The organism is Bacillus sp. KS1 (assembly GCF_020075515.1).
GTDB classification, from domain to species: Bacteria; Bacillota; Bacilli; order Bacillales; family Bacillaceae; genus Bacillus; species Bacillus velezensis.
This window is the reverse complement of sequence record NZ_JACAWW010000018.1, coordinates 144,562-156,811: the sequence shown is the minus strand read 5'-3', so window position 1 is coordinate 156,811 and position 12,250 is coordinate 144,562. Positions and strand designations below refer to the sequence as shown.

Genomic DNA, 12,250 nt, shown 5'->3' with positions numbered 1-12,250 from the left:
ATCATGGAAGTATTGGCTAAAGCGAACATCAAACTAAACCAGACGGTGAACTCAAAAGAGGATGCCATCCGCCTCGCGGGACAGACATTGATTGATAACGGCTACGTGAAGAACGGCTATGTGGAAAAAATGTTCGAACGTGAAGAAACATCATCCACGTTTATGGGGAATTTCATCGCGATCCCGCACGGCACGGAAGATGCAAAGGATGAGGTGCTTCATTCAGGCATTTCCGTCATCCAGATTCCGGATGGTGTGGAATACGGTGAAGGCAATACGGCAAAGGTCGTTTTCGGTATCGCCGGAAAAAACAATGAACACTTAGACATCCTGTCAAACATCGCCATCATCTGCTCAGAGGAAGAAAACATCGAACGGCTGATCAGTGCAAAGACGGAAGAAGAACTGGCCGCTATTTTCAGCGAGGTGAACTGACATGATTGCCCTTCATTTCGGAGCGGGAAACATCGGGCGGGGCTTTATCGGCGCCCTGCTCCATCATTCCGGCTATGACGTAGTTTTCGCTGATGTGAATGAAACGATGGTCAGCCTTCTCAATGAAAAGAAGGAATATACCGTGGAGCTTGCCGACGGCGGCCGGCAGATCGAAATCATCGGCCCCGTTTCAGCCATCAACAGCGCGGTGCAAGAACAAGAGCTGTACGGGCTGATCAATGAAGCGGCGATCATTACGACGGCGGTGGGCCCGAACGTTCTCAGACTCATCGCCCCGTCCATCGCGGAAGGGCTGAAGCGCAGAACGTCCTCTGAGCCTCTCAATATCATTGCCTGTGAAAATATGATCGGCGGCAGCAGTTTTCTGAAAAAAGAAGTTTTCGGACATTTGACGGAAGCGGAGCGGGAACTCGTGAACCGGACGGTCGGCTTCCCGGATTCTGCGGTAGATCGGATCGTGCCGATTCAGCACCATGAAGATCCGCTGAAAGTATCCGTAGAACCGTTTTTTGAATGGGTCATAGACAGAACCGGCTTTGCCGGCGGCCAGCCGGTACTTAAAGGCGCGTTGTTTACGGATGACCTTACGCCTTTCATCGAGAGAAAGCTGTTTACCGTCAATACCGGTCATGCCGTTACGGCGTACGTCGGCTATCAGCGCGGATTAAAAACCGTCAAAGAGGCCATCGGCCATCCGGAAATCCGGCGTGTCGTGTACGATGCACTTTCAGAAACGGGCGAGTACTTGGTGAAAGCGTACGGCTTTAAGCAATCCGAACACGAGCAGTACATGAAAAAAATCATCGGCCGCTTTGAAAATGAATATATCACGGATGATGTGACAAGAGTCGCCAGATCACCACTCAGAAAACTCGGAGCGAATGACAGATTAGTAGGGCCGGCCAAAAAAATAAAAGAACCGAATGCGCTGGCAGAAGGCATCGCCGCCGCCCTGCGCTTTGACTATCAGGATGATCCGGAAGCGGTTGAGCTGCAAAAGCTTATCGCGGAAAAAGGCACGAGCCGCGTTCTTCAAGACATTTGCGGTATTCAGCCGCATGAACCGCTGCACGGCATCGTCCTCAAAAAGCTCAATCAATAAAAATGAACCCGCGTCGGGGACGCGGGTTTTTTCTTGCGTTATAATAAGAGGGAAGGGAGGATGCGTGATGAATCAGAAGCTATTGCCACATCGTTATCCGTTTCTTTTAATTGACGGCACGACGAACAGTGAAGCCGGAAAATGGGCGGCTGCTTACAAAAACATCAGTGAAAATGACTGGTTTATAACTGAATCCCAAAGAGAGATGCCATTTTCGCTCGTCGTTGAAGCAATGGCCCAAACGGCGGCTTGCGCGGGAATTACCGGCGGTGACAGCCTCGGTCTTTTATCCGCGGTGAAGAAAGCGGAAAGGTTAGGTGCCGCTTTGCCGGGAGACCGTCTGGATCTTTTGTTTGAGGTCACGCGAATCAGACGCGGTTTTGTGTTCGGCCGGGCGAAAGCGTCCGTTGCCGGGAAGCCTGTGGCGGAAGCTGAACTCAGCATATTTATCCAGCCATCGTAAAAAAAGCCGCCTCTAGCGGCGGCTTTCGGACAAGTCTGTTATTTTGTATCATAATCTCTTTCACTCTGTGAATTGTCCCTTTGGTCATGTTTGTGTTTTTCGTCATTGGCGTTTTCCTTCAGCTCTTCCAGCGGAATCGGATCGGTTAAATCATGATGTTCAGGATTTTCATTCGGTTTGTTCTTTTGTTTTCTTTCTCTCATCCTCCATCACCTCAATATTTCTTTTCCTCAACGTTCTCCCCGCCAAACGCAGGAAGCGGTTTTTTGTTCCTGTGGGTCATATGTATTAAAATAGAGACGACTACATTATAAAAAGTGAGGTACATATATGCCGATACAAAGAGAAGACGCAGATATTAAACTGATCGCGATTGATATGGACGGAACCCTGCTCAATGACGAGCAGCTCATCCCGGAGGAAAACCGGCGGGCGATCAAGGAAGCGGAGGCGAAAGGAATTCACGTCGTCATCAGCACAGGACGCACGCTGATGACCTGCCGCGAACTGGCTGAGTCTCTCGAGCTGTCATCCTTTTTAATCACGGCAAACGGCAGCGAAATCTGGGATTCCAACTTTGAGCTGGTTGAGCGCAAGCTTCTTCATACCGATCATATTCAAAAATTATGGGATCTGAGGAATAAGCACAACACGAATTTCTGGGCCTCTACCGTCGATAGAGTGTGGAGAGGGGAATTCCCGGAAACAATTACGGATCATCAGTGGCTCAAGTTCGGATTCGAAATCGAGGATGACGAAGTGCGGAATGAGGTGCTGAAAGAGCTCAAGGAATACAAGGAGCTCGAGATCACAAACTCCAGCCCGATCAACATCGAAGTCAATGCCCTCGGTATCAACAAAGCGGCTGCGCTGGCGAAGGTATCGGAAAAACTCGGCTTCACGATGGAAAATGTGATGGCCATGGGTGACAGTCTGAATGACATCGCCATGATTGAAAAAGCGGGTGTCGGCGTCGCCATGGGGAATGCGCAGGACATTGTGAAAGAAACAGCTGACTGGGTGACTGATGTCAACACGGAAAACGGGGTTGCCAAAGCGATCCGCCACTGGGTGTTATAATAGAAAAAAGAGAGAGTCTCAGTATGAGGCTCTCTTTTTTTTGTTTTGTCAGATTTATGACTAGGTCCATGGTAGGTTTTCTGACAAAAGGATGTTCAAACCTGTCAGAATTAAATATAATGAAGAGAAATTCAACAATTCGGAATAGTCATTCCGAATAGCGGAATGATAATAATATAAAACGTTTACAATACAGGAGGGATCTTATGTTTCAGATTGACATCAATTGTGATTTAGGAGAGAGTTTCGGTGCTTATAAAATCGGACTGGATGAAGAGATTTTGGATTATGTGACATCTGCAAACATCGCCTGCGGCTTTCATGCGGGTGATCCCAGCGTGATGCGCAAAACGGTTGCGCTTGCGGCGGAAAAAGGCGTGAAAATCGGCGCTCATCCCGGGCTGTTCGATCTGCAGGGATTCGGGCGGCGGCAGATCGCGATTACACCCGAGGAAGCGTATGATCTGACGCTGTACCAAATCGGCGCGCTTTCAGGGTTTTTAAAAGCAGAAGGTGTCGAGATGCAGCATGTGAAGCCGCATGGTGCTTTATATAATATGGCCGCCGTCAATCCCGGCCTGTCAGAAGCCATCGCTCAGGCGGTCTGTCATTTTGATCCCGGGCTTATTCTTTTCGGGCTTTCCGGAAGCGAGCTGATTAAAGCGGGAGATCGAATCGGACTGAGGACGGCAAGCGAAGTGTTTGCGGACCGCACCTATCAGGAAGACGGCACGCTGACGCCGCGTTCAGAGCGGGATGCGCTGATTCAGGATGACAAAAAAGCGGTCGGTCAAGTGATTCAAATGGTGAAAGACAGTACGGTGACATCACGTAAGGGACAAGCTGTAAGCCTGAAAGCGGACACGGTCTGCATTCACGGAGACGGAGCCCACGCCCTCACATTCGCAAAAACAATCAAAAAAGAATTAAAAGCGGCAGACATTCAAATCAGCGCGCTTGCAAAAGACTGAGCAGCAGAGGGAGGAAGACAGCATGGAGCAAAAGAAAAAAACAGCCGGAAAGGCTTCCGGCAAATGGTCGATTCTTTTAGGCGCGACATTTTTGATGGCGACATCATCAATCGGGCCCGGCTTTCTGACGCAAACGGCCACGTTTACAAATACATTGGCGGCAAGCTTCGGCTTTATCATTTTAATTTCTATTATTTTGGACATTTTCGCGCAAACCAATGTATGGCGGATTATCGCGGTTTCCGGAAAGCGCGGCCAAGAGATTGCCAATATGGTGCTTCCGGGCGCCGGTTATGCCATTGCTTTTTTGGTCATGCTCGGCGGACTTGCGTTTAATATCGGAAACATCGGCGGCGCGGGTCTCGGTCTTCAAGTATTATTTGGGATCAAACCGGAGATCGGCGCTTTAATCAGCGCAGCGGTCGCGGTGCTGATTTTTGTCATAAAGGAAGCCGGAAAAGTCATGGACCGTTTTATGCAGATCGCCGGAATCGTCATGATCGTATTGACGGTGTATGTTGCCGTAACGACGGCTCCGCCCGTCGGACACGCCGTTGTGAAAACTTTTATGCCTGATCATATCAGTGTGCTGGCGATCGTGACGCTTGTCGGCGGCACAGTCGGCGGGTACATTACATTTGCCGGAGGCCACCGCTTGCTTGATTCAGGCATCCAAGGGAAAGAAGTCATTCCTCAGGTTACGAAAAGCTCCATCACAGGCGTTCTGATTACATCGGTTATGCGGATTGCCCTGTTTCTCGCCGTGCTCGGCGTCGTCTCAAAGGGCCTGAGCATTGATCCTGATAATCCGGCGGCTTCTGTATTCCGGCTTGCGGCGGGAAATGTAGGCTATAAAATTTTCGGCGTCATCATGTGGTCTGCCGCTATCACGTCTGTCATCGGCGCCGCCTATACATCGGTATCATTTTTCAAATCATTTTCAACAAAAATCGAAAAGCACTCACATGGCGTAATTATCGGTTTTATCATCGTATCCACTCTTATTTTTGTCACGATCGGCCAGCCTGCTAAAATTTTGGTCGCGGTCGGTTCGCTTAACGGCTTAATTCTGCCGCTTGCATTAGCGATGATTCTGTTGGGCGCTTATAAGAAAAAAATCGTCGGCGATTACAAGCATCCGATCTGGCTCACGATTGCAGGGGCGATCGTAGTGGTTGTCATGGCGGTTATGGGCATCTATACATTATTCACGCAAATGCCGCAGCTATGGAGCTGATGATATGAAAAACCATATGAGTGACATGAGCCCCGAAGAAGCCAGACAGCTGATCAGGAAAGGGCAGATGACCGGGCCGACGGCGGGGATGGCCGCTTCTTACGCACAAGCCAATCTCGTCGTTTTGCAAAAGGATCTTGCCTTTGATTTTCTCTTATTCTGCCAGCGCAATCAAAAGCCTTGTCCGGTGCTTGATGTGACGGATGCGGGTTCACCCGTTCCGGCAATAGCTGCGCCGGGAGCTGATATCCGGACGGACTTTCCGAAATACAGGATTTATCGGCATGGCGTGCTTACTGAAGAGGTAACGGATATTACGCCGTATTGGAGGGATGATGATGTCGGGTTTTTAATCGGCTGCAGTTTTTCATTCGAGCAAGCCCTTATTAATCAGCACATTCCAATCAGGCATATTGATGAAGGCGTGAACGTTCCCATGTATAAAACAAATATTGACTGTGTTCCGGCGGGCCCATTTTCAGGAAAGATGGTCGTCAGCATGAGACCGATTCCGGAAAGGCTTGCAGTCCGCGCGGCGCAGGTCACGGCACGTTTTCCCGCCGTGCACGGCGCCCCCGTCCGCATCGGAAATCCGCAAAGCATCGGTATCAGCGATTTGCATCAGCCGGATTTCGGAGATGCCGTAACGGTGCGGGAAGGTGAAGTTCCCGTATTCTGGGCCTGCGGCGTTACACCCCAGGCGGTGATCATGGAAGCAAAGCCTGATATTGTGATAACACATTCACCGGGGCACATGCTGATCACCGATATACGAAATGAATCGCTTGCTGTCCTGTAAGTGAGAAAGAATACAACGAGGTGATGACAATGATGCAGTATAGCGGAAATACAGCGCTTGATATACAGCCGTACGGTGATTCCGCCGTTATCATCCGCTTTGGCGGGCACATCAGCGAAGAGGTCAACAGCCGGGTGCATGCGGCGGCAGCCTGTATGGAAGAACGGCCGTTCCCGGGCTTCGTTGAATGTATTCCGGCATTCACAAGCCTAACGATCTTTTATGATATGTATGCCGTCTCAAACATAAAAAAAGGCGTCTCTCCTTTTGCCCTGGTCAAGAAAGAAGTGACAGAACGTCTCAGCCATATAATGACCGACCGCCAGAAAGAGCGCCGGGTGATGGAAATCCCCGTTTGCTACGGCGGTGATTTCGGTCCCGATTTAGAAGAGGTCGCTGAGATGAACGATCTGACCCCGGAAGACGTCATCCGCATTCATACTGAAGGTGAATATCTCGTTTATATGCTCGGATTTGCGCCGGGATTTCCGTTTTTGGGAGGAATGTCTGAGCGGATCAGAGCGCCGAGAAAGGCGTCACCAAGGCCGTCCATCCCGGCCGGTTCAGTAGGAATCGCGGGAATGCAGACCGGTGTGTATCCGATATCCACTCCCGGCGGCTGGCAGCTGATCGGCAGCACCCCGCTCCGGCTTTTCAGGCCGGAAGAACATCCGCCGAGTCTTTTGAGAGCGGGCGATACGGTGAAATTCGTCCGGATCACGGCAGAGGAATACAGCCGCATCAAGGAGGGAGCCGAATGAGTATGAAAGTGGTAAAGCCCGGTCTCTTGACGACGGTTCAGGACACGGGGCGGACGGGTTATCAGAAATACGGTGTGCTGGGAAGCGGCGCAATGGATACGATCTCTCTGCGCATCGCCAATCTTCTTGCCGGAAATCAAGAAAAAGAGGCGGGGCTTGAAGTTACGCTTATGGGGCCAGGGCCTTCCTTTGAGTTCTCAGAACCCGCGGTTATTGCCGTCACGGGAGCTGATTTCGCCCTTCATATTAATGGGGAGCCCGCTCCTCTGTGGAAACCGGTTTTGATAAAGGAAAACAGCGTCGTCTCATTCGGGCCGTGCAAGATGGGGAGCCGCGCATATCTCGCCGTCGCGGGGGGATTTGACGTGCCCGCCGTCATGGAAAGCAAAAGCACGTATGTCAGAGCGGGGATCGGCGGCTTTTGCGGAAGAGCGCTGCAAAAAGATGATGAGCTGCCGCTCGGCCGTATGACGCCATGTTCGGAATCAATCGCGTACCGTCTGAGCGATTCTTTCGGACAGCATGGTTTCTCAGCGCCTGATTGGTCTGTCAGCAGCAGAGGATTTCTGCCGCTGAAAAAAAATCCGGTCATACGAGTGCTTGAAGGCGCACAATTTCACGCTTTTACAGAAGAAGCAAAATTGCGTTTTTATCAAGAGTCATATACGGTCACGCCTCAATCCGACCGAATGGGCTACCGGCTGAAGGGCGCTCCGCTTGAATTGCGGGAGCCGCTGGAAATGGTATCTGAGGCCGTGACGTTCGGAACGGTGCAGGTGCCGCCGGACGGCAATCCGATTATTCTGCTGGCTGACAGACAGACGACGGGGGGCTATCCGCGGATGGCGCATATCATATCCGCCGATCTTCCTCTCGCCGCCCAAACGATGCCGGGGGAACATATCACGTTCCGGGCCGTTTCGCTGGAGGAAGCGGAAATGCTGCTTTTGGAGAAGGAACAGCAGCTGAAGGAGCTGAAAGCAAGGCTCAAAATGGAATGGCTGATCTGACAAAGGGGCTAAAGACCATGGAAAACTTAAACAAAACCGTCATCAAATCAATGGAACTGCTTCATTTGTTTCTCACTGAACCGAGCCTGAGCTTAAATGAACTGGTTTCTCTATCGGAAATGCCGAAGACCTCGGTTCACCGGATGGCAAGCTCACTGGAGGAAACGGGGTTTCTCACCCGGGCAGCGGACGGCCGTTATCAGCTTGGTCTGATCTTTTTACAATTCGGCCAGCTCGTCTCTGAACGTCTGGATATCAGGAAAATAGCCAAACCGATTATGGAAGAGTTGTGCGGCGAAGTGGATGAGGCCGTTCAGCTGATCATGAGGGACGGGGATGAAGCCATTTACGTCGAAAAAATTGAAGGCACCCAAACCGTCCGCCTGTATACGGCAATCGGCCGCCGGTCGCCGCTGTACGCGGGAGCGTGCGCCAGAAGCATTCTATCGTTTCTGCCAAAAGAGGAGATCGACACATACATTCAGAAGACAAAGCTTTCCGCAATCGCCTCAGGCACGATGACGGATCGGGCTGAATTGCTTCAATCTATTGAAAGATCCTTACAATCAGGTTATACGATCAGCTATTCGGAATTAGAAGATTACACGGCGGCGATCGGGGCGCCGATTTTCAATCACGAAGGTAAGGTGGCTGCCGGAATCAGCATCGCCGGCTTCGAAGCCCGGTTTTCAAAGGACAGGCTGCCGTATTTAACCGAAAAGGTCAAAAACGCCGCACAGCATATTTCTGAGAAATTGGGTTATTGACCGAGCCAATTTTTCTTCACTCGCGTACATTACAATATCGATAGTAACGAGTGGAGGAAAGTAAATGGGACTTGTTTATACGGCGCTGGGGGATTCTTTGACGACGGGAAGGGGATCCGGGCCGTTTTCCGCCGGTTTTGTCCAGCGGTTCGGGCGCATGATGGCAGAAGATTTACAGACAAGAACCGACGTATCCATCTTTGCCAAATCAGGCCTTGAGACGGGAGAAATTCTTGGGCTTATGTTTTTGCCGTACATTCAGAGGCGGATTCAGGCTGCTGATATGATTACGATTACAGGCTGCGGCAACGATTTGATCGATTCGGTTCAGGCATATCAGCAAACATCGGACGCTTCGGTGTTCACAAGCGTGTCCAGTCACTGCCATGAGAACTTTGAAAAGATGATAGCCAAGATCGCTGCCTTAAAAGGGCCGCACCCGTCTCCTTATGAGATCCGCGTCTTTAATTTATACAATCCTTTTCCGGACATCTCCATTGCAGAAAAATGGATATCCTCTTATAATGCGCACCTCAGCACACTCGCATCGGCGCCGCACGTCAAAATCGCCGACGTCCACAGCGCTTTCAAAGGAAAAATGAATGAATATCTCTCTCATGACCGCGTACACCCCAACAGTAAGGGATATGAAGTCATGGCATGCGTCCTGCGGGGGCTCGGATACGGAAGCCTCGCCCGCTCATAACAGCGCGCTCCTTTTCATCGGGAGCGCGCTTTTCGTGCTCCTTAAAACAAACTTAAAATTGTCCGACTTTCGTTCTATCCGCGCAAAAAATACGCTAGAATAATGGGGGATAAAGACAGAAATAGAATTGTGTTCAAAAAATGATAACAGAAAGGATGGATTGCTTTGCTGCGCGCCTTAAAACTGTCACTCGCGATGCTGATTATTATACTTGCGGCCGCCGCATTTACGTATGCGGAACATACCTCTGTCATACAGCCGGTTATGCTCGTGTTTCTCGGTGCGGTCATGTTCATTCAGGGGCTGGAGGAAAAACGGAAAGAAAACGACGGCTCCGGGAAATTCAATATCTATACCGCCGTTTTTGTATGGTCAATCTCCTTAATCGGTTTTACGCTTCACGCGATCTGAGTCTGATAGATCCTGAAAATGCTCCACAACGGGAAATGGTGAATAAAAACGGTGCAGTAAGGCTTTCCATTCCTGATATTCCGGCGATCCGCGAAAGCCTTTTGTATGATCTTCTAATGTCTCCCATTCCACAAGCAGCAAATATTTATGCGTCTTTTCCATACATTTGGACAAGGAATGGGACAGATAGCCTTTCATACCCGCGATAATCGGCTCCGCCCGGCGGAATGCCTCTTCGAATTCCCCCTCAAGACCTTCTTTTACATAAAGCATGGCTGCTTCTCTGATCATCTGAAATTCCCCCTTTTTTTAATAGATACATTGTATAAGAATATGGCCCGTGACGGCCGGAAAAACAAAAAAATTTTAAACACTATGAGAAAAAAATCCTTGCCAGCCTGATTTGGTTTAGGAGAAAATAACAGTTGGAAGGCAGGGGAATAGACAGTGAAAAAAGGGTTATACCTATTACTTTTACTCGCAGGAATCATAGGTTTGATCGGCTGCTCGAAAACGGAATCGGCCGAAGACAGAATGAAAGATTTCGTAAAAGACTGGAACGGCGGTCATTACGATAAGATGTACCAAAGCCTCACCCAGGATGAAAAGAATAAGCTATCCAAAAAGGATTTTGTAAAACGATATGAAACCATTTATGAACAAGCAGGGGTCAAAAATCTGAAAGTCACTGCCGAAAAACAGGACGAAGACGACAAGAAAAAAGATGACCTCCAGCACATCGATTATAAAGTCAGCATGGATACAAAAGCAGGGAAGGTCGCTTTTGAAAACACGGCCGTCCTGAAAAAAGAAAAAACAGACGATGGAGAATCATGGAACATCGACTGGAATCCTTCTTTTATTTTCAAACAGCTTTCCGATGACAAAACCGTGCAGATCGCAAATGAAGAACCGAAGCGCGGACAAATTTACGACAAAGACGGAAAAGGTCTCGCCGTGAATACCGAGGTGCCGGAAATCGGCATTATCCCTGGAAAACTCGGTAAGGATAAAGACAGCGTGATCAAAAAACTGTCTGAAAAACTGGACCTTTCTGAAGACGATATCAAAAGCAAACTGAACCAGGGCTGGGTAAAAGACGACTCCTATGTCCCGATTCAAAAAATCAGACCGGATGATGAAAGCAAGGTCAAAAGCCTGCTCGCATTAGACGGTGTGACGAAAACGAAAGTCAGCTCCCGCTACTATCCGTACGGCGAAAAAGCGGCCCATCTGACCGGCTATATTAAAACCATCACAGCGGAGCAGCTGAAAAAAGCGAAAGACGGCCAATACAGCGATACTTCCAAAATCGGCATCGCCGGCCTTGAGAATGTATATGAAGACAAGCTGCGCGGCACGACCGGCTGGAAAATTTACGTCCCGCAAACAGGTGAGGTCATTGCTGAAAAGAAAGCCGAAAGCGGGCAGGATATTCATGTAACGATTGACATGAAAACGCAGACGAAGCTGTATGATTCTATGAAAGATGACAGCGGAGCGGCAGTCGCCCTCGAACCGCAAACGGGAGAGACACTCGCGCTCGTCAGCGCACCGTCTTATGACCCGAACGGCTTTATTTTCGGCTGGAGCGGCAAAGAATGGAAAAAGCTGAATGAAGATAAAAACAATCCGTTTTCAGCGAAATTCAACAAACTCTATGCGCCGGGATCAACGATTAAACCGATTGCCGCGGCAGTCGGCCTGACAAACGGCACATTGAAAGCGTCAGAAAAGAAAAAAATCACCGGAAAAGAGTGGCAGAAAGATTCAAGCTGGGGCGGTTACCATGTCACACGCGTATCAGAGCGCCTGAATGAAGTGGATCTCGAAAACGCGCTGATCACATCGGACAACATCTACTTTGCGCAAAATGCCATAGATGCCGGAGCGGACGCGTTTACAAAAGGATTAAAAACATTTGGCTTTGATGAAGAGATTCCGTACCAATTTCCGATTGAAAAGTCTTCAATCGCTAACGGCAAGCTTGATTCCGAGATCCTTCTCGGAGATACGGGCTACGGCCAGGGGCAGATGATGATGTCTCCGCTGCACTTAGCTGCTGACTATACCGCATTTGTAACAGACGGAAATCTCGTCAAACCGACATTGATCAAAGACGGAGAAAAAACACCGCAAATCTGGCATAAGCAAGTGGTATCGAAAGCCAATGCCGAAGAAATCACGAAAGGGCTGAGAGGCGTCGTTGAAGATCCGCGCGGCTCTGCATATCAGCCGGCCGTAAGCGGCATTACCGTAGCCGGAAAAACCGGTACAGCCGAGCTGAAAACGTCTAAAGAAGATAAAGACGGCAAAGAAAACGGCTGGTTTGTCGGTTACGATTATAAAAAGAAAGACCTTTTGATCGCGATGATGATTCAAGATGTCAAAAAACGCGGCGGAAGCCATTACGTCGTTGAAAAAGCGAAAAAGCAGTTTCAGAATCATTAAATGACGATTTTTGCGGGCTGAAAGGAAAATCGGCCG

At 49.6% G+C, this 12,250-nt stretch carries 15 protein-coding genes; 13 read left to right on the top strand and 2 right to left on the bottom strand.

Annotated features, from left to right (window positions below; genetic code table 11):
• Positions 1–3 precede the first annotated feature (3 nt).
• From HWY38_RS13375 to HWY38_RS13365, 3 genes are all read left to right on the top strand, one after another.
• Positions 4–435 carry a PTS sugar transporter subunit IIA gene (locus tag HWY38_RS13375; RefSeq protein WP_012116817.1) on the top strand — a complete coding sequence of 144 codons (432 nt, stop codon included), beginning with the start codon at positions 4–6 and terminating at the stop codon, positions 433–435.
• A 1-nt stretch (position 436) separates the two neighbouring features.
• Positions 437–1,558 (top strand): mannitol-1-phosphate 5-dehydrogenase, encoded by a 1,122-nt coding sequence (locus HWY38_RS13370; protein WP_224182017.1) that lies wholly within the window; start codon positions 437–439, stop codon positions 1,556–1,558.
• 67 nt (positions 1,559–1,625) lie between these two features.
• Entirely contained in the window at positions 1,626–2,021 is a 396-nt protein-coding gene (locus tag HWY38_RS13365; RefSeq protein ID WP_032872906.1) for a 3-hydroxyacyl-ACP dehydratase FabZ family protein, read from the top strand.
• A 38-nt stretch (positions 2,022–2,059) separates the two neighbouring features.
• Here the strand turns inward: HWY38_RS13365 and HWY38_RS13360 are convergent, their stop codons facing one another.
• The gene (locus HWY38_RS13360) at positions 2,060–2,224 is read right to left on the bottom strand and encodes a hypothetical protein (RefSeq protein ID WP_088461426.1); all 165 of its coding nucleotides are present in this window, start codon (positions 2,222–2,224) and stop codon (positions 2,060–2,062) included.
• Positions 2,225–2,351: 127 nt separating this feature from the next.
• On the opposite strand from HWY38_RS13360, the gene HWY38_RS13355 reads away from it, so the two are divergent.
• The 9 genes from HWY38_RS13355 to HWY38_RS13315 all read left to right on the top strand — a co-directional run bounded on the left by HWY38_RS13355 (position 2,352) and on the right by HWY38_RS13315 (position 9,763).
• A complete protein-coding gene (locus tag HWY38_RS13355; RefSeq protein ID WP_003156292.1) occupies positions 2,352–3,101 on the top strand; it encodes a Cof-type HAD-IIB family hydrolase in 750 nt (249 codons plus the stop codon).
• Between the two features lie 206 nt (positions 3,102–3,307).
• Positions 3,308–4,072, top strand: a complete 765-nt coding sequence (locus HWY38_RS13350) for a 5-oxoprolinase subunit PxpA (protein ID WP_224182016.1) — start codon at positions 3,308–3,310, stop codon at positions 4,070–4,072.
• Positions 4,073–4,094: 22 nt separating this feature from the next.
• Complete coding sequence (locus tag HWY38_RS13345) at positions 4,095–5,309, top strand: NRAMP family divalent metal transporter (RefSeq protein ID WP_224182015.1); 1,215 nt, start codon at positions 4,095–4,097, stop codon at positions 5,307–5,309.
• 4 nt (positions 5,310–5,313) lie between these two features.
• Complete coding sequence (locus HWY38_RS13340; RefSeq protein WP_224182014.1) at positions 5,314–6,108, top strand: putative hydro-lyase; 795 nt, start codon at positions 5,314–5,316, stop codon at positions 6,106–6,108.
• A 29-nt stretch (positions 6,109–6,137) separates the two neighbouring features.
• Entirely contained in the window at positions 6,138–6,869 is a 732-nt protein-coding gene (pxpB, locus tag HWY38_RS13335) for a 5-oxoprolinase subunit PxpB (RefSeq protein WP_032872918.1), read from the top strand.
• A 2-nt stretch (positions 6,870–6,871) separates the two neighbouring features.
• A complete protein-coding gene (locus tag HWY38_RS13330) occupies positions 6,872–7,879 on the top strand; it encodes a biotin-dependent carboxyltransferase family protein (RefSeq protein WP_224182034.1) in 1,008 nt (335 codons plus the stop codon).
• A gap of 17 nt (positions 7,880–7,896) precedes the next feature.
• Positions 7,897–8,646, top strand: coding sequence for an IclR family transcriptional regulator (locus HWY38_RS13325; protein WP_224182013.1), 750 nt, complete (start codon positions 7,897–7,899; stop codon positions 8,644–8,646).
• Between the two features lie 64 nt (positions 8,647–8,710).
• Positions 8,711–9,352: a GDSL-type esterase/lipase family protein gene (locus HWY38_RS13320; protein WP_224182012.1), complete on the top strand. Its 642-nt coding sequence runs from the start codon at positions 8,711–8,713 to the stop codon at positions 9,350–9,352.
• Positions 9,353–9,547: 195 nt separating this feature from the next.
• Positions 9,548–9,763: a YczI family protein gene (locus tag HWY38_RS13315; RefSeq protein ID WP_369719110.1), complete on the top strand. Its 216-nt coding sequence runs from the start codon at positions 9,548–9,550 to the stop codon at positions 9,761–9,763.
• Here HWY38_RS13315 and HWY38_RS13310 read toward each other — a convergent pair.
• Complete coding sequence (locus HWY38_RS13310; RefSeq protein ID WP_003156282.1) at positions 9,734–10,054, bottom strand: antibiotic biosynthesis monooxygenase family protein; 321 nt, start codon at positions 10,052–10,054, stop codon at positions 9,734–9,736. The genes HWY38_RS13315 and HWY38_RS13310 overlap by 30 nt on opposite strands.
• Positions 10,055–10,210: 156 nt before the next feature.
• Here HWY38_RS13310 and HWY38_RS13305 point away from each other — a divergent pair, with 156 nt between their 5' ends.
• Entirely contained in the window at positions 10,211–12,214 is a 2,004-nt protein-coding gene (locus tag HWY38_RS13305; protein ID WP_224182011.1) for a penicillin-binding transpeptidase domain-containing protein, read from the top strand.
• Positions 12,215–12,250 lie beyond the last annotated feature (36 nt).